Raw genomic sequence first — 17,716 nt, forward strand, 5'->3', positions numbered from 1 at the left:
TGCTATTTGACGGAGAATCGTTGAGCGGCTTCGCGGGCAGAATATTCAGGGCTGTAGGCGCACTGGGCCGTGCAGATGCCGCTGGTGAAGTCGCCCTCGCGGTCTATGTAATATTCGGTTTCGACAACATGCCGTCCCTTGGCCAGCCGGTCGAAATAGTAGTTGGTCACATTGTCCTGCGGTGCACAGTAGTAACCTCCTCGGTAACCACTAATCTGCTCCACGGGCTCCAGGCAGGCGGCTCGCTTGTCCTGCACCTGTACGAAGTCGTAGTCGCGGTCGGCCGTGATGGTGATGCGCACCCTTACTTTGTCGCCTACTTTGAACGAGTTGGCCTTGCTCTTGCCGTCGGCCTGTAGGATTTCCCGCTTGATGGCAAGCCCGGCCGACGCTTTCTGTACGTCGGTGGACTTCTGCCAGAACTGGGCGTACAAGGCTCCCCAAGAGGTTCCCTCTGTGGTCTTCTCGGCACTGAACGTGGTGGCTTTGACGGGCTGCACGGTCGTTTTGACATAGCCCAGGCCGGCCGTTGCCTTGGGTAACTGCATGGCCCTGCCGTCGAGCTTGAGGACGGCGGGCTCGCCGCCGGCCAGTTTGCCCAACTCCATCTTGCCGTCGTTGTCCGTGAGGAAGGCATATACGGCATCGGTGGCGTTCAGCGGCGTGTTCCAACTCGTGGTGCGCTTCTCCTGCAACAGCCAGCGTTGCATTTCCCCGATGGTCTTTTGGTCGGTGTTCAGTCGTTTCATGGCCTCGATGGCGGCCACCTGCGTGGGAATGCGATAGTCGCACCAGCTGTAGCGGGCTTTTCGCGTGTCGAAGTAGCGCCCCATCTCCTCCTTATAGACGGAGTATTCGTTGATGCTCTGCAAAGCCTCACGGGCTTTCTGCATTCGTCCGTATTGAGCAAGGATGACGGCGGTGCCGGCCTTGCCGTAAATGGTCAGGTCGGCGGGCATCTTTTCCAACAATCCAATCAGATAGGCGTCGTCGTGAGTCTCCTTGCGTCCCGTCAGTGCTTTGGCATATAGATAGTTGCATGCCGTCTCGCTGGGAGCAAGATGCTTGGTGCCTTTCTTCTCCTGCTTTTTCAGGTCGGCCACTTCCTCGGCCATGCGCCGGTCGAGGAATCCGAAAGCCTTGTCCATCATGGCGTATGCGTCGCTCTGCAGGGCTGTCATGCTGTTCAGACGAGCCAGTATCTTGACTACGGCCATGGTCATGTAGGTGCTGCCGCGCATGCCCGGCCACCAGCTGAACGAGCCGTCAGGATTCTGCAGGCTCTGGAGTTTGTTGGTGAAAGTGGACAGTCTGTAGCCGATGGCAGACTCGTCGAGATAGGTGGCAAGTTGCTGCTTTTGGTCGGTTTCCCGCTCGGCTTCACCCACCCAAGGCGTCTCGGAGAGGACGAGATTCTTCAGCTCTTCATTCTTTTGCAGGCTGCTCATCAGCGAGGTTTCGCCGCCCGTTTCCTGTTGCCACAGCCGGATGGTATTGGCCATGCCGGGCATGTGGCTCATGATGTGGCGGGCAATGCTGTTGGCATAGATGGCCGAGGCCAGCGAGATAGCGTTGCGGTCGTAGGGGGTGGCGACCGTGGGCAGGGCTTGGATGGCCAGCCATGCCGGATTGTTGGTGTATTCCACGGTCAGTTTGCCATCCTTGTTTCCTGCGGGGAAGAGCCGGGCAAGGTCGATGTGCTTGGTGCCCGCCCCGTTCTGGGTGAAGGGCACCGTGGTGGTGACATACTCCTGATTGGGTAGCAGAGGCAGGTAGTGCTGCTCGCCATCGCCGAATCCCTTGCCGTCGGCCATGATGCGCACGATGAACAGGTTGCTGCCCTTGGACAAGGAGGAGAGCTGCGAAGCGTTGACGTCAAAGCCAATGCTGCCGGTCTTGTCTGCCTCCAGGGAGAAAGGCTTGCTCCATTCGCAGATGACGTTCTCGTTCTCGGGATTCAGGAATTGCAGCCGCACCGTTCCGCTTACACGCTTGTCCGATGTGTTGGAAAGCCGGGTACAGAGCTGTGTCTTGTCGCCCATGCGGATGAAGCGTGGCAGGTTGGGCTGTACCATCACCGTCTTCTGGGCTACGGCTTCGGCTTCTATCTGGCCATAGTGAATGGTGCGGTCGTGGGCCAATCCCATGAAACGCCAGGTGGTGACACTCTCGGGCAGGGTGAACCTGATGGCCACCTGGCCTTGCCCGTCGGTCGTCAGTGCAGGGTAGAAGAATGCCGTCTCGTTGAGGTTCTCCCGCAGTTGCGCGTCGCCCTTGTCCCTCGTGGGTCGCGCGTCACGTGCCATGGCGGCAGGCAACTGTTCCACACTGTCAAACACCTTGTTCTCCACCTTTCGACTTCTTGCGGAACCTTTCGCGTCGAGCGCTCCGACAGCCATATTGACCTTGCTTTCACTCAAGGCTCGTGTACCGCGAATCCTCAAGTTCGAGCTCTCCTCCATCATTGGCACTGCCCCCAGATAACTGATGGCGGCGGGGTGGACGAAGTAGAACATCTCGTCGTCAAAGTGGCTAAGTTCCAGTTCACGCTCGGCCAGCGACTTGTGGTCTTGGAACCCATACAGGCCGATAGCCGAGTTGCTGCCCCCCCGCCAAGGCGACGATACGTTGGCAAGCGCATAGTCCAGACTGAAATTCCAGCCATGCTTGCTGATGGCATCCAGACTCTTGTCGTAGAGTGTGGCCATCAGTTGTGCCTGGGCGGGCTTGTCGTCGGGCGTGAGAATCTGCAGCGTCCACTCCTCTTTCTGGCCGGGGGTGAGCTTGTTGCGGAAAGTCTTCCATGCCAGTTTCAGCTTTTGGTCGGGCAGGGGACGGCTGATGGTGGTCTGGTGGTGGTAGAGCTTGCCGCACCTTACCCAGGCCATGCTCACGGTGAGCCCGTCGCCGTATTCGGGCTTGTAGGTCAGCTTCTGGGTGTGAATCTCGTTGCTGAGCACCTTGGACCCCTTGGCCAATATCTTTTTGCCGGCGAACACCGTATAATAAATATGTGTGTCTTCATCCGACGATCCCACCTGCAGATAGACGGGCTTGCCGTCATTGGGGAAGCGGTTGGCCGACACGTAGTACCAGTCGTGGGTCTGGACGACGGGCTTTTTGTCGGCCATGGAGAAGACAATGATGCTCTGGCTGACGGTGTCGCCCTCGCAGATGGCGGTGAGCAGATGGCGGCCGGATGCCAGGGCCCCGTCCAGAGCTATGGGCTGATTGGCCGGCGCGGTCTTCCAATCCTCGTTGCCGAAATGGTAGCGCACGGTGCCGCTGATGGTTTCGCCGGCGATGTTCCGGCGTGTAAAGGTGAGCGTTTTCAGACTGTCGCGTATCGCCTTGCCGGGCAGGTCGCAGGCGAGCATGGTGGTGCGGTTGCTCAGCGGCAGCGAGAAGTCTGCCTCGTGGCTCTCGCCCGTGCGGTCGGTTACCTGGGCGCTGGCCGTCACCTGATAGTAGACGGGATGGCTTGTGTCGGCCTTGTCGGGGAACAGCATCGGCATCTTCACCATGAATGAGCCGTCGTCGGCTGTCATGGTAGAGTCGGTATATAACTGCGGCGTGTCATTGCCGCCGCCCCTCCACCACAGGAATCGGCTGCGGCGGCCCACCGTGTAGCGCACCTTGGCCTGCTGCACGGGCACACCGGCATAGGTCTTGGCCACGCCACGCACGCGTACGGTGTCGCCCGGCTGGTAGGTTTGCTGGTACTTGTCGAACTCCACTTGGAACGTGGGACGCTTGTACTGCTCCACCTGGAACCCGGTATTCCAGCTCCTGACGTTTTCTGTCTCGGCGCGGACAGAGAAGCGTCCGGTCAGCCCGGACTGGGGCAGGGAGAAGTCGGTCGATGCCGTGCCGTAGGCATCAGTCCGGACAGTTTTGGTAGCTACACTTTTGTGGTTGGCATCGTAGAGGGTGAAGGTCAGCTGCTTGCCCTCCATGGCCTCTGCCTTCAGCAGTGTGTCGTCTTTCCGATAGACGATGGCTGCCGCGTGTACGCTCTGGCCGGGGCGGTAGAGGGCACGGTCGGTATAGAGCCGAATGCTTAGTCCGCTGCTCTTGTAGTCCCAGTGGCGGTAATAGTTGTCCTGGCTGAACTCGCCGCAAGCCTTGTCGTTGTCGGTATAGGGATACACCAGGTCGGGACTGTTCTTGTCATAGGCATGGTCGGCCTCGCCGTTCTTGTCGGTCACGAGCGTGACGGTCTGCGCTTTCTCGTTGTCGTAGCGGCTCTCCGTGGTCAGTCGGATGTGAGCTCCCGGCACAGGCTTGCCCGTGGTGGCGTTCACCACCACATACCGCACGTGCTTTTCGGGCAGGGTTTCCTGCATCACGTATAGGTCGCTCACACGCAGCAGGGCCCGCTGGGGCTCAATGCTGCCGTTGTCGGTCGTGGCCTCCATGAGGTACACGCCCACGGGCAGTCCTTCCAGCACCAGCGAGTCGGTGTTCTCTTTCCATGCCGGCTGGCCGATGTAGCGTCGGGTAATGGTTTGCAGCACACCGGGGAAGAGCAGCTTCTGCAATTTGGCATAGTCTTCCTTGACCGACGGGTCAAGTTGTGTGTTGCCGTGTACGTTCAGCCTGAAAATGTTGACGTTGAGTTCGTTGATGTTGCGGATGGAATTAACGAGCACTTTCCGTTCCACGTTGGGCAACATCATGTAGTCGCCGATGTTGATGTTGAACATCGGCTGTTGCAGGTCGCTCAGTGCGTTGCGCAAAATGTTGGTCCGCGGCCATGCTCCCCATCGGCTCAAGGCGTAGTTGATGTAGTTCACGCGGTCCTCTGCGGTGGCGTCGGTGGCTTGAGAAATAATGTTGTAGTGCTCGATGGCCAGTTCGCCGGCCTCGCGCAAGTCGGCATACTCGCCGATGAGCGAGTCCACGCGCTGCAGGTATTTCGACTTGCGGGCCAGCTGGGTATCCTGCTCGCGCTCCTGCTCCAGCTGGTAGTAGGCGCAGATGCAGGCTGCCGCCCGGTTGCCCACGCTCCGATAGTAGTCGTGCAGCGTCCCATACGCCTCGGCCTCAAAGCCGATGACGTGGAGCAGGTCGTCGTAGAACATCTTACTGTCCATTCCCTGGATGAGGGCCGGTTCGTATTCCGCGCTTTTGTGTTGCGCCAGCAGTTGGGGCGAGGCCATGGAGCGGGCATACCATGCCTTGCTCTTGGCTGTGTCCCCAGCGCCGTCCTTTTGCCGGTACAGGCTGCCCAGCGCCGAAGCATAGATGGCCTGGGCCACAGGGTCTTTCACCTGCTGCTGTTTCCGCTCCAGCCGGGCAATCGCGGGCTCGATCGAGTCGGGCGAAATCTGTGTCTGCGCGGCGGCCAGCATGAATTGTGCTTTCAGCAGCTGGCCGTAGGCCTGTTCCCGTTCGGCCTTGTCAATGATTTTGGCAAGCCATTGCATTTCGGTCTTGGGCAAATCCCGCTGCCGGGCATCTGCCACTTTTTTCCAAAACGAGGTAAAACTGTCTGCATTGATGGCTGCCGAAACCAGCAACAAGGCAAGGAGGAACACGGTTTTCTTCATACGTCTCTTTCGTTTAATGTCACAAAGATAAGCAATAATATCGAAAACGTTCCGCTCCGATGCCTTTTTTTAAAAGACGCTAACACAAAGCCGCCGGCATGCTGGGTGGGCGTGCCGGCGGCTTTGTGTCGAATGTAGGGGCGGTGTCGGTTCACCCGCAGTTGTAATAGCATTTTACGAGTTGGGCCACTTTGAGCACGTCGCCCTCGATGTCGCGCCGCAGCGTGCGGTCGTTGTAGCTGCGCAGCTGGGCAATGATACCGTCGATCATGCCGCAATCGAAGATGTTTTCCGCCTCAAAGACGCTGCGTTGACGGGCTAAACAGTCGGCCGATTCGGCGCAACTGTCGGGCAATTGCGCCATATTGGTGGCGTGTTCGGCACGGCTGCTGTCGTGGATGTCGCCGTCGGCAAAGGTTCGCTCGGCCACCTCGAGGGCGTTGTCCATCTCGAATCCGTGGCGGCAGGCCGTGCAGAGTGCGGCCAGATACTGGTACACGTCGGCCGACCCGTCGCCTGATCGAATCTCAAAGGTCTGTTTCTCGCTGCCCCTTTGTTCCATCGGCACCTCCTGCTCCATCGGGTTGGCCGCCCGGCTCATGTCGTGGCCCGAGGTCCAGCCCAGCGGAATGCGCACGAGCACGCTGCGGTTGCTCATGCCCCAGCAGACGTTGGTGGGCGCTTCCTGATGCGGCACCAGCCTGAAGTAGGAGGTGGGAATCTTGTTGCCAAAGGCTGTGAGGCTGGGGGCCAGCTCCATGAGTCCGGCAATGGCCTTGCGTGTGGTGTCGGTGAGCTGCCCGTTGTTCACGAGCATGTTCCGGCCGTCTTTCATCAGTCGCATGTGGATGTGCAGGCCCGACCCGGCCTTGCCCGTGGTGATTTTCGGGGCGAAAGTTACGTTGAGCCCCTCCTGCCATGCCAGGTTGCGTATCACCCACTTGGCAATCACCAGCTCGTCGGCGGCGTGTATGGCCGGTACGGGCAGGAATTCTATCTCGTTTTGCTCATAGAGCATGCCGTCCTGCTCGAAGCATCCCACCTCCGTGTGTCCGTATTTGATGTGTCCTCCGGCCTGGGCGATGTACTGCATGCACCTCTGGCGGAAAGCACCCATCTTGGCATACGGGGCGCTTTCGTGGTAGCCGTGCTGGTCTTGTCCGGGAAACAGACTCTCGGCCGGCTTGATGACGTAGTATTCCAGCTCGCCCATGGCCTCGAAGTCCATGCCGGTCTTGGCTTTGAACCGGTCCAAGGCCTTGCGCAGCGTGTGTTCCGGTGCCGAGCCTAAAGGGTTCCCGTCCTTGTCGAAGAAGGAGCAAAGCATGCACAGTGTGGGCGTCTCGCTGAAAGGATCGAGAAAGGCGGTGGCGAAGCGGGGCAGCACATAGAGGTCGGAACTGGCGGCCTGGATGAAGCTGAACAGGCTCGACCCGTCCACGCGCTCGCCGCAGGTAAGGATGGTGCGCAGGTAGGCCAGGTCAGAAACGATGAAGTTGAGCGTCTTGAGCCGCCCGTCTCCGCCCGGATACATGAAATTGACGAGGCGGATATTGTTTTTCGTCACATAGTCGATGATGTCTTCGCGGGTGAATTCCGAGGGGGCCTTGCCCAGAGCGGCTACGATGGGGTTGGCATTCATCATGAGTTGTTCGTTGTTCATAAGGTCTTTTTTTAATAGGGTCTGTTGTTTCGGTTTACGGCGACAAATATAATATAAAAAGGAGAAAGCCCCAAACAATACCCCATAAAACATAAAAAAGGAGCCTACCCATCCCGGGCGTGCTCCTCGAAAAACAGTAATTAACTCAAAATTTATAATCTATTGGTTTGCTTGTTTTTGTCTTGTTGTCTTGGTTGTACGGTCTTGTTGTCTTGGTTGTATTGTTCGTTGCAAATATAGTGTTTTTCTTTAAAATACGAATCAACATATTGAAAAAACTGCTGTTTCCACAGCAAAAAATCGGTTTCCGCGACAAATTATAAGTTCTCTCCAGCTTTTCGGTCACCTTGGACGGCTTGCATGGGTGCAGTCTTGCGCGGCTTTTTTAGACTGAACAACATATTGAAATATGGCTGCGTGTTGGGGTTTTAGACAGAACAACATATTTGAACATATAGCTGCGCGGTGGAAAGGGGGGCCGCGGATTCCATGCGTGGTATTTTCTCACAGATTGCACAGATTTCACAGATGCTGCGCGTTGGAATGGCATAGGGGTTTAGTGTGGTTTTGGCGTGCGGGGCGGCACGGAGTCCGAAAACCTCGTATGCACATTCATCGCGCAGCATCTGTGAAATCTGTGCAATCTGTGAGAAAATACCACGCGTGGAATCTGCGGGAGAACGCCACGTATGGAATCGGTGTGCCCCTTTCCATCGCGCAGCTATATGTCCCCATCTGTTGTTCTGTCTAAAAGAATCGCGGGCCGTGTCTCACGACACAGCCCGCGCAAAAAGAGATATTATAAAAACACGATATTGAGAGTATTGTAGTTACCTTGTCTGCATAAAGGGATGGCCGGCACCCCGTGCGTGTCCATTCATACAACTGTCATTAGTGGGTTGGCAAAGACAACTGGGAACAACAGATAACAACAACATGACCGTGGCGCAGCGTTGTTTATGGTTGTTTGTCGTTGTCTTTTGAACCCATGCGACACGTCGTTGTCTTTTGAACCCATGCGACACGTCGTTGTCTTTTGAACCCATGCGACACGTTGTTGTCTTTTGAACCTATGCGACATGTCGTTGCCTTTTGAACCCATGTGAAATGCCGTTGTCTTTTGAACCCGACGCGGTTCACCCCTCCACTTTCTCGTACACAAAGAGGGAGCCGTTCTTGTTCTGCCCCACCCAGATGGTCTTGGGCTGGCCGTCGGGCGTGGTCTGGCCCGCCACGACGAGCTCGTAGTGCCGCTTCGCCCCCGTCCCCTCCGTCTTGCCCGTGAACGACAGGCTGCCGGCCGCAAGCCCCAGCTGCTGCTCCAGCGCGGCGAAACCCGGCCGCAGATGCGCCTCGTGCTCAGCCCGGCGGCGGTCGCGTGCTGTCTGCGACGTGCCCGCGCGGTGGGCCAAGAGTGTGCGGCGGTTGTCCACTAAGTTGTTGTACTGCGTGATGAGCGAGGCGATGGGTGCCGAGGGCTCCAGCTCGTCCAGCGCCTCGACGCGGCGCAGCACGGCCGACAGCGCACGGTCCGTCGCGGCCCGCAGCTGCTTCACGTCGAATGCGCCGGCCGTCACGCCCGTCTTGAGCTGCGCGTGGAAGAGCTTGTCGAACACCGTGTTGTCCATCTCCAGCCGGTTCACGTACAGGTCGGCGTCGATCTTCGTCACGTGCTGTGCCATGTCGTCCGTGCCCAGGTCGGCCACGAGGTTGCGGATGAGCCCCGTCTCCTTGTCGTAGTTCGATGCCGTGACGTTGGGGTAGGCCTCCATCACGCGGTTCACGGCCTCGGCGGCGGCCTGCGTGGCCGCGTCCGTGCTGTGCAGGTGCAGGGCCACGGCGAGGCGCAGGGCTTGGTACGACCTGTCGCGCCGCTCGTCGGCCTCGCGCATCTTCTGCGTGTTGGGCTCCGTTCGGGGCTGGTTGAGGGCCTTGTCCTCGGCGGCCACGGCAGCCTCGAGGGGCCCGAGCACGGCGGTGAGCTTCTCGGTCTTTGCCTCCTTGCAGAGCGTGAGCACGCGGTCGGCAAACTGGTAGTGCTCCATGTTGTGGAGGCGATCTTTTCGGATGGTTTCGAGTTCCATGATTTTTATTTTTAAGGGTTTAACATAAATATTTGTAGCATCAAACGATTTGCTTTCATTCGGCAGGTGCCGCCGACTGGATTTTGTTTAAAAACGAGCTTCGGCAGCTGCCGAAATGCTGCCTGGACATTTTCTTGCGTTTCGGCAGCTGCCGAAGCTCTGTTTTTTCTGTTTTCTGGCTTTCGGCAGCTGCCGAAACACCCTTTTTCGCGTGGGTTTCCCCTGCTGCGGGGCTGCCTTTTACCTTGAAAGACACAATGAGACAACACCATCCGAAGGGAAAAACAGCCGTCCCTTACTCCTTGCAGGGAATGAGGGACGGAAAAAGAGGTCGTGGGCGCCTCGGCTCGGGGCTATTTGTCGCCGTAGTGCCCTTCCACTTCGAGCACCATCACGCTCACGGTGTCGTCGTGAATGTCGTAGATGATGCGGTGGTGGGCGGCGATGCGCCGGGAGTAGGTCATTTGGTTGCCTCCAACCAAAGGCTCGGGATGTCCGAGCCCTGTGCGCGGATGCCGAACAATCTCATTGAGAATGGCTGTCAGCTTCCTGTGCATCTGAGGATCGGACTTAGCCCATTTCTCAATCGTCTTTCGGGCGATCTTGGAGAAATCAATTTTATAACTCATAGTGCTTCAAGCCATGCGTTCATAGCCTCGGCAGTTTCAAAGTGGAGCGTTTCGCCCTTTCTGTACTCCTCCCTTGCCTTGTCCAGTTTGGCTTGCAGCTCGGGCGAAATGCCCTGCTTGTGTGTGGTTGGCCTGTCGTCCACTTTAACAGAGGGGATAAGCCCCTTTTCGCGCAGATAGTTCACAAGCCCGCGGCCTTCCTTGGTCCTTTCGTTAATGTGAATAGTGTAAGTTGCCATACCTTTTTCATTTAATGTTTGCTTCTCGTGGCAAATATACCGATTTTCCGTGAAACGGCAAAGCCGAATGCGGTTTTTCTCCCTCCGTGTTGTCTTCAATGTGTCAAAGAACGCTGGTATTCCAGCGGGCGGCCTTGTAGCCGCCCGAAATAAACCGAATGAATCAAATCATCGGATTATTCTGCCACGGGCCGCACTGCAAAGGCGTGCGAACGAGTGGAGTCATGAATCGGATTCACCTTGTTTGGTTCGAAGTCTAAATAGCAACTATAGTCCAGGGAGCTGCATGGAACGGCCGACCAATAGTAACCGTAGGATCCCACAGCTGACAACAAACCGTAGCTGTAGGCGCGAAAGCCTGAAGCAGGGATGAAGATAGTGTTCGTGCCACTGTGCGACCTGAAAGTCCAACCCTCGTCAAAGCTGCCCTCGACGTTGAACTCAGATGGGGTATAGGTTCCCTGGCCTGTGGTGGTAAAGCCCGAGAAAGCATTGCTTGCCGGCATCTTCAGCCCAGCAGGGCAAGGGTCATAGATGGTCTTGACGACAGTGTTGTCGTTCCACCAGTTGGATACCTCCGTGTTCTTGGCAGACCAGAGGTTGAAGTAGGTGGCATTGCACCAATCGTAATAATGAGGATTAGTCTGAGCGTTTATGAACATTTGCCCAGGATGCTGGATGGCGTAACCGATGGAACGACCGCCGGGGGTGCCGTCGAAAGAGTAGCTACCGTCGGCGATGGCATCAGTACTAGGCGTGGCATCCTTGCGGCCCCACTGATAGAGCGTAGAGCCGAACTTCTTTTCGTCCCTGCCAGGAGTCTGGGTGATGGTAATGGTACCTGACTGCTTGACGGCAGGGGAACCGTTGGGGATGGTCTGTTCCACCTTGATGCGCACTGCGCGAGTCTTGCTGCAGGTAGAAACCTCCCACCTGTAGTAGACGAGGCCCAGCGTCTGTTGGGTGAAGCTGTAGGTCTTGTTCTGATAGTTGACCATCGGGATGGTGTTAAGCTCCTCAGACTTGGCAAACCACAGGTGCCACGACCATACGACCGTACCGCCCTTGGTAACGGCAATGACAGCGTTGCCATTCTTAATCTTATCTTGTGGCACGCGGAAGTGGACGAAAGCGTTCGTCCCGCTACCCTCAATGCCGAGGCTGCTGGCCTCAACGATGCCGCTCTGGTCGGTCCAAACAATCTTGGCATCGTCGGGGGCATTCACACCGCCGTTGGTTTGGGTTATCCATGGGTCGGTGATATCTTGATCGTTATGATCCTTGAAGTGATAGAGATTCACATCAGTACCATAGTACATTACAGGCGCAGAGGGACCTGTGTAGGAATCAGGATTGTCGTGCCCGTTCTTGATGGCGTTGCCGTAGACCAAGGGAATTTTATAGTAGCCGGGGGCTGAGATGAGATAGGAGTTGGCGGTATTGCGTGCAGTCGGATTACCTTTGTAATCGTGTGTAGACAGGTCGTAGTAACTGCTGGCTGTTCCCTTGGCATTAGCATCGTGCAGAACCTTGTTGTAGGCGGCGAGTTTATCGATGAAAGATGTTTGTATGGTGGCAATACCACTTTCACTCCAAGTCGTTCCGTTGCCCTCCTTTACGGGCAGCTCATCAAGCCATTCGGGTTTTGTATCGCTAAGGGGTGACCAAGTAGTACCGCCGTCGGTGCTCTCCTGATAGCCCACGACTTTCCATGCCACAGCCTGCTGTGTGCCGTCGGGGGCCTGACGGTAGCTCTGCACGCTGTACCAGCCAGCATCGGTCTGGTTGTATGGCACGGGTCCGAGTGTCGGGGTGACGTTCAGCGTGTACTGCCAGTTGCTGTTGGTGTTGCTGATCTTGTAGGTCTTGGTGGTGCCGGGCTTCCAGCTTCCGGTGAGCGTGACGCTGATTTCGGTGCCGTCGGTGAAGTGGACATAGGCTTTCACGCCCTTGCCGGTGAGCGTCTGCGGTATCATGTAGAACGTGTAGTTGTCGCCGGGTGTGGTGCTGTTGTCTCCGGGCTTGCCCACGATGATGACGTTGGGGTTGGCCTTGGTGTTCACGCTGCACGCCAGTGAGAATGTTCCGGTCGACGTGTAGTCGGGGTTCCACGCGGCGTCCGTGCCGTCGGCGTCGGTTGCCATGGTGTAGCGTCCCTTGCTCACGGCACCCCGTATCTCCACCTTGTCGATGGTCTTGTCCCACGAGAGGTTCTGGCCCACGGCGAAGCGCACGGCCGTGAGTGCGTGGTGGAACTTGAGGTTGGTGGTGGGGGGCACACCGAACGAGGCATACTCCACCACGCCCGAGAATGCGGTCATGAGGTCTTTCTGGTCGGTCACGTTGGGCTCCACCTCGAAGTCCACGTAGGGCGTGGAGGCATAAGTCTCTGGTGAGACGGTGAGCTTGGTGTAGCCCGCGGTCACCAGCGGGGAGACGGCGTAGAACTTGCCGAAGTGGTGGCTGGTCCACGACCAGTAGACAGGGTCTACGAGCGTGCCGTCGGGGTTGGTGTCCTTGTTGTAGAACCAGTTGGGCGTGGTGGAAAAGGACGTGGCGGTGGTGCCGCGGTAGCCGTAGGAAGAGAAGTGTCCCAGATATTTCAGTGTGGTGATGTTGGCGCGGGTGGCGGCTGTAGCCTCTTCCGTGCCGGCCGTTGCGGCTGCCGTCTGGGTGTCGTGTGCGTTGCTGCCCTGCTGCGTGGGGATGACGCCGGGCGTGGTGGTCTCGATGAGACAGAGGTCGGCTCCTGCAGCACCCTCAGCGGCGAGCTTCTGCGTGGTAAGGTCTGCGGGCGTGAGGTTCATCATGCCCAGTTGCTCGCTGAACGCCGCGCGCGTCACGGGCGCGCCCGGCATGGTCTTGGCGGCGGCCTCTTGTGCATCGTTCTGCGCCTCGCTCACGTTGAAGGCCACTGCGGCGTTCCTGTCTCCGCCATCCTTGTCATTGTCCTTGCCCAAGTCCTCGTTGGCGCACGAGCCGAGGAAGAGCCCGCCGAAAACTGTGAGTCCCGCGAGGCACACACTCACGAACGCCGCCCTGCGGGCCCTGCGTTCCAAATATTCCTTGAATCTTATCATGGTTGTTGCTTGTTGTTTAATCGTTGTCTACTTGTCAGCTTGCTTGCTTTTCCTTTTGCTTGCTGACTCCTTTGCTTGTTTTCTTAATGGTCTGCTTGCCTTAAGAGTGGCTCCGTTCTTGCTTCTCCTTTCCTCCGCGTCTCTGTGTGGGAGCTACACGAGTATGGCTCACGCAGAGGCGCAGAGGAAAGGAGGGATCGCGACAGCACCTTTTACTCTTTTACTTTTATCACTCTTCCCACGCGTCCCAGACGGTGGACTTTTTGGCTCCGGAGATTTCCGTGTCGTCGTCATCCTCCACTGGGCCCTCGATGCTGACGCTGCCTTTGTTGCCTACTGGCCCTCCGCCACCGGGTTGAACTGCCGGGCTGCCGGCAAGGATGGTGTTTTCGTTCTCCACGGCGACGACCTCGCAGTTGGGACAGACATAGGGTTGCCTGTGCTTGTCTTGCTCATTTTTCGTTTTCATGTTTATACGCTTCATTTTAGTTTGGATTTAACTTGCTTTTTGAAGTGCTTAAAAGCTGCTTATTTCCCTTTTCGCCCAGCTGCAAAAAGGGCACGAAAAGTGGGGCAAAGGAAACTCCGGGGAGTCCTTTGCCTATTGGGGTTGCGCGAGGTTCGCCTCGCGCGCGTACGCGTGTATGTTTTAGAGAGAGGTTACGCCAGTGGCTTGAGAGAGAGAGAGAGAGAGAGAGAGAGAGAGAGAGAGAGTAGCAAATTATTTGGAACTACCAAACAATTCGACGAAAAATTTGCAGGAAAATTCATCTTTCCCTGCCGCTCTTCGCGCTCGCTCGTATATGGATGTTGTGGGTACATATATTTAAAATCCGCTGCAAAGGTAATGAAAGTTTGTGAGACGGACAAGAAAAAAGAGTAAAAAGGTAAAAAAGTATAAAAGTAAAAGGGGAAAGAGGGTGGGCGATTTCCAGAGAAAGTGCATATGGGTGCTACTGGCGGCATGCACTTTCAAACTGCTGCATGAGCCAGGCGTTCTGCTCGTCGATGCTGATGTGGCTATTGTCGAGTTCGATGGCATCGTCTGCTTTCTTCAGCGGAGACACGTCGCGGTGGGTGTCGATATAGTCGCGCTGCTGCACGTTGGCCAGTATTTCGGCCAGGTCGGCCGGCTGCCCTTTGGCTTTCAGCTCGTCGTACCGACGACGGGCACGCACTTCGGCCGAGGCCGTCACAAAGATTTTCAGCTCGGCATTGGGGAATACAGTCGTGCCGATGTCGCGTCCGTCCATCACCACGCCCTTGTCTCTCCCCATCTGTTGCTGCTGGGCCACCAGAGCCTCGCGTACGAAAGGGATGGCGGCAATGGGGCTCACGTGGCTGCTTACCTCCATGCCGCGAATCTCGCGCTCCACGCATTCGCCGTTCAGATAGGTATCGGGGCGACCGGCTTCAGGGTTGAATTTGAAGCTGATGCGTATCTCGTTCATGCGTCGTTCCAGTGCTTCGGCCATCACACTCCCGTCCTCACGGAACAGTCGGTTGCGCAGGGCGAAGAGCGTTACCGTGCGATACATCGCGCCCGTGTCTACGTAGACATATCCTATTTTCCGGGCCAGGTCTTTGGCCATGGTGCTTTTGCCGCACGACGAGAAGCCGTCGATGGCTATTGTGATTTTCTTCATTGTTGGTGTGTTTGTCCTTGTGTGCAATATGATCCTTATATAATAATAGGTGTAGCCGGCCGCACTTCAGAGGCGGTAGCCCAGGTTCAGCACCACGCTGGAGCTCGACACGTGGTATTTGCCATAGGCCAGGTTGAGCTTGAACCGCTCCAGATTGAGTCCTGCGCCCAGCGAGAGCCCGGCCCCGTGGCTGCTACTTTTGCCCTCGGTGCCCGTTATCTTCATTTCGTTGGCCCGCCGGCAGTTGTATCCGCCGCCTATCCAGAAAGTCTCCGTGAGCAGAATCTCGCCGCCCACCACCACGTGGTTAATCATCTTGTAATCCAGATGATTCAGGTCCACCACCGTGGCCGATACTCTGAAAGGCGTGCCCACAAACCGCTTGCTCACGCCCAGCTGCACGTCGAGCGGCATGTGTTCGTAGTTCTCGTTGTAGGCCTTGAGCTGTCCGCCCAAGTTTTTGGCCACCAGCGAGACCGACCATTCGTGGTCGGGGTCGAAATAGTTCAGTCCCAGATCCACGCCGAAGCCGATGGAGTTGTAGTTGCCGATGTACGAGTTGACGAGCCGTGCCGAGATGCCGCCGGCAAACCGTGTGCCGAGCATGTACGAGAAATATCCGGCCACGGCCATGTCGCGGGCCGAAAATTCGCCCGTCTGTATGTTGTTCTCGTCCACCTCTTTCATCTTGCCGTAGTCCACATATTGTCCCGACACGGCCCACGAAGCCCGCTCTTTCACCACGCGGCTGAAGCTGGCGCTGGCCGTGCTGGCCCCCGACATATAGTTCATGTAGTTCAGCCCGATGGCCTTGTCGGTCACCGATGAGAGCAGGGCCGGGTTGTGGAACATCAGCGCTCCGTCGTCCTCCACAAGGGTCACGTTGTCGCCTCCCAGTGCCGCGGCATGTGCGCTCACGGGCAGCCGCAGGAAGTTGTATGCAGTCTGGCTCTCGTCCTGCGCCTGGGCGGCGAGGGCGGCGAGAAACAGCAGGAAGGCTATGGCGGCTTTTTCCATCGTTTTTTTCTAATTGTTCGGCAAAGATACTTCTTTTTTAAAGAATTGCTGTAAATTTGCAAGGCGATTTCGCCTAAATAACGACGGCGGGCGTAGAATATTGCGACATGGAAACGAAGAAGAGTGACAGGGCCAATTTGGAGAAGCGGCGGGCCGAGGGATTCTTGCTCGGGCTGGTGCTGGCATTGGCTCTGCTGTTTGCCGCTCTGGAGTACACGTCGCGCCCCGACGGCCCCGACCGTGACGAAGATCAGTTCGACGACCTCACGGAGGAGCTCGACCTCACCCCCGCCGTCGATGCCAGAGACATGATTTCGGCGGCTCCGGCCCCCGCCTCCAAGGCACTCACGGAACGGGTGAAGGCCGTGGACCATGCCACCGATGCCGCCGACCGCCTGGCGCCCATCACCAGTAAGCTGGTCATTGGCGACGGCGAGGGGCTGGCTCGCGACGCCAATGTCACCGAGGCTCTGCCGCAGATGCCCGTGCCCCAAGACTCTGATGTGGTGCGCACGGTGGAGCAATTGCCCGAGTTTCCCGGTGGCATGGTGGCTTTCATGAAGTGGCTCACGCGCAACCTCCATTACCCCGTCCAGGCCCAGCAACAGCGCATTGAGGGCAGGGTGGTGGTCTCTTTCATCGTCAATAAGGACGGTTCCATAGCCAGTCCCAAGGTGGTGAAGTCGGCCGACCCCCTGCTCGACAGCGAGGCCCTGCGCGTCATCCGGATGATGCCCCGCTGGAAACCGGGCATTCTCGACGAGAAGCCTTGCCGTACGATGTTTGCCATTCCCATCAACTTTAAGATTTAATGATATGACTAACCCCGTTTGTTCTGCCGACGAAATCCTATTGCAGGTGAATCAGTTCATCGACCGTTTGGGTTGCGACCGCAAGCCCGAGGGCCTGTATGCTCCCGTAGACTATGCGCTGTCCATGGGCGGCAAGCGTATCCGCCCCACGCTGATGTTGCTGGGCTACAACCTCTTTGAGGACCATCCCGAGCGCATCCTGATGCAGGCGGCGGCACTGGAGACCTACCACAACTACACGTTGCTGCACGACGACCTCATGGACCACGCCGACCTGCGGCGCGGCCACGAGACGGTGCACCGGCGGTGGAATGCCAACCAGGCCATCCTCTCCGGCGACGCCATGCTGGTGCTGGCCTATCAGCGCATGGCCTCCTGCCCGGAAGACAAGCTCCCCGCCGTGCTCCGACTCTTCAGTCAGACGGCACTGGAAATCTGCGAGGGGCAGCAGCTCGACATCGACTTCGAGACGCGCAACGACGTGGGCGAGGACGAGTATATCGAAATGATTCGGCTCAAAACCAGCGTGCTGTTGGCCTGTGCCTTGAAGATTGGAGCCATTCTGGCCGGTGCGTCGGCCGAGGATGCCGACAACCTGTACAAGTTTGGCGAGCAGATGGGGCTGGCCTTCCAGCTCCAGGACGACTATCTCGACGTGTACGGCGACCCCAAGGTCTTCGGCAAGGCCATCGGCGGAGACATTGTTTCCAACAAGAAGACCTACATGCTCATCAACGCTTTCAACTGGGCCACGCCCGCACAGCGCGCCCAACTTGCCCACTGGGTCGAGGCCACGCACTTCGACCGCGAGGAGAAGGTGCGGGCCATGACGGCTCTCTATAATGAAATAGGCATAGACCGGCTGGCCCAGGAAAAGATGCTCTACTACTTTGACGAGAGCAAACGTTACCTCGATGCCGTGGGCGTGCCCGCCGAGCGCAAGCTGGAGCTGCGTGCTTATGCCGGCCGCATGATGAAGCGCAAGTATTAATCC

Annotated in this window: 12 protein-coding genes; 2 read left to right on the forward strand and 10 right to left on the reverse strand. The window is 57.5% G+C overall.

Translation table 11 applies throughout. The features are described 5' to 3' along the window. Window positions 1-2 precede the first annotated feature (2 nt). The 10 genes from PREDE_RS07615 to porQ all read right to left on the reverse strand — a co-directional run bounded on the left by PREDE_RS07615 (window position 3) and on the right by porQ (window position 15,910). On the reverse strand, window positions 3-5,552 hold the full coding sequence (locus tag PREDE_RS07615) for an alpha-2-macroglobulin family protein (RefSeq protein ID WP_005846175.1): 5,550 nt from the start codon (window positions 5,550-5,552) through the stop codon (window positions 3-5). 151 nt (window positions 5,553-5,703) lie between these two features. Continuing rightward, a complete protein-coding gene (locus PREDE_RS07620) occupies window positions 5,704-7,215 on the reverse strand; it encodes a glutamine synthetase family protein (RefSeq protein WP_015310332.1) in 1,512 nt (503 codons plus the stop codon). A gap of 1,136 nt (window positions 7,216-8,351) precedes the next feature. Then, entirely contained in the window at window positions 8,352-9,299 is a 948-nt protein-coding gene (locus PREDE_RS07625) for a DUF6261 family protein (RefSeq protein WP_015310333.1), read from the reverse strand. Window positions 9,300-9,354: 55 nt separating this feature from the next. Next, window positions 9,355-9,555: a hypothetical protein gene (locus PREDE_RS14170; protein WP_044127020.1), complete on the reverse strand. Its 201-nt coding sequence runs from the start codon at window positions 9,553-9,555 to the stop codon at window positions 9,355-9,357. 97 nt (window positions 9,556-9,652) lie between these two features. After that, window positions 9,653-9,928: a Txe/YoeB family addiction module toxin gene (locus PREDE_RS07630; RefSeq protein ID WP_005846181.1), complete on the reverse strand. Its 276-nt coding sequence runs from the start codon at window positions 9,926-9,928 to the stop codon at window positions 9,653-9,655. Continuing rightward, complete coding sequence (locus PREDE_RS07635) at window positions 9,925-10,167, reverse strand: hypothetical protein (protein ID WP_005846183.1); 243 nt, start codon at window positions 10,165-10,167, stop codon at window positions 9,925-9,927. The genes PREDE_RS07630 and PREDE_RS07635 overlap by 4 nt, the downstream gene beginning before the upstream one ends. 176 nt (window positions 10,168-10,343) lie before the next feature. Beyond that, entirely contained in the window at window positions 10,344-13,247 is a 2,904-nt protein-coding gene (locus tag PREDE_RS07640) for a hypothetical protein (RefSeq protein ID WP_005846185.1), read from the reverse strand. 229 nt (window positions 13,248-13,476) lie between these two features. Continuing rightward, a complete protein-coding gene (locus PREDE_RS07645; RefSeq protein ID WP_015310334.1) occupies window positions 13,477-13,731 on the reverse strand; it encodes a hypothetical protein in 255 nt (84 codons plus the stop codon). A gap of 469 nt (window positions 13,732-14,200) precedes the next feature. Next, window positions 14,201-14,893 carry a (d)CMP kinase gene (cmk, locus tag PREDE_RS07650; protein ID WP_005846189.1) on the reverse strand — a complete coding sequence of 231 codons (693 nt, stop codon included), beginning with the start codon at window positions 14,891-14,893 and terminating at the stop codon, window positions 14,201-14,203. A gap of 66 nt (window positions 14,894-14,959) precedes the next feature. Next, on the reverse strand, window positions 14,960-15,910 hold the full coding sequence (gene porQ, locus PREDE_RS07655) for a type IX secretion system protein PorQ (protein ID WP_005846191.1): 951 nt from the start codon (window positions 15,908-15,910) through the stop codon (window positions 14,960-14,962). A gap of 107 nt (window positions 15,911-16,017) precedes the next feature. On the opposite strand from porQ, the gene PREDE_RS07660 reads away from it, so the two are divergent. After that, window positions 16,018-16,722 carry an energy transducer TonB gene (locus PREDE_RS07660; protein ID WP_005846192.1) on the forward strand — a complete coding sequence of 235 codons (705 nt, stop codon included), beginning with the start codon at window positions 16,018-16,020 and terminating at the stop codon, window positions 16,720-16,722. 4 nt (window positions 16,723-16,726) lie between these two features. After that, complete coding sequence (locus PREDE_RS07665; protein WP_005846194.1) at window positions 16,727-17,713, forward strand: polyprenyl synthetase family protein; 987 nt, start codon at window positions 16,727-16,729, stop codon at window positions 17,711-17,713. The last annotated feature ends 3 nt before the right edge of the window (window positions 17,714-17,716 follow it).

Source organism: Prevotella dentalis DSM 3688, assembly GCF_000242335.1.
GTDB lineage: Bacteria > Bacteroidota > Bacteroidia > Bacteroidales > Bacteroidaceae > Prevotella > Prevotella seregens.

Coding starts and splice junctions, on each gene's coding strand:
- PREDE_RS07615 (WP_005846175.1), bottom strand. CDS start 5,552: ATGAAGAAAACCGTGTTCCTCCTTGCCTTGTTGCTGGTTTCGGCAGCC.
- PREDE_RS07620 (WP_015310332.1), bottom strand. CDS start 7,215: ATGAACAACGAACAACTCATGATGAATGCCAACCCCATCGTAGCCGCT.
- PREDE_RS07625 (WP_015310333.1), bottom strand. CDS start 9,299: ATGGAACTCGAAACCATCCGAAAAGATCGCCTCCACAACATGGAGCAC.
- PREDE_RS07630 (WP_005846181.1), bottom strand. CDS start 9,928: ATGAGTTATAAAATTGATTTCTCCAAGATCGCCCGAAAGACGATTGAG.
- PREDE_RS07635 (WP_005846183.1), bottom strand. CDS start 10,167: ATGGCAACTTACACTATTCACATTAACGAAAGGACCAAGGAAGGCCGC.
- PREDE_RS07640 (WP_005846185.1), bottom strand. CDS start 13,247: ATGATAAGATTCAAGGAATATTTGGAACGCAGGGCCCGCAGGGCGGCG.
- PREDE_RS07645 (WP_015310334.1), bottom strand. CDS start 13,731: ATGAAGCGTATAAACATGAAAACGAAAAATGAGCAAGACAAGCACAGG.
- cmk (WP_005846189.1), bottom strand. CDS start 14,893: ATGAAGAAAATCACAATAGCCATCGACGGCTTCTCGTCGTGCGGCAAA.
- porQ (WP_005846191.1), bottom strand. CDS start 15,910: ATGGAAAAAGCCGCCATAGCCTTCCTGCTGTTTCTCGCCGCCCTCGCC.
- PREDE_RS07660 (WP_005846192.1), top strand. CDS start 16,018: ATGGAAACGAAGAAGAGTGACAGGGCCAATTTGGAGAAGCGGCGGGCC.
- PREDE_RS07665 (WP_005846194.1), top strand. CDS start 16,727: ATGACTAACCCCGTTTGTTCTGCCGACGAAATCCTATTGCAGGTGAAT.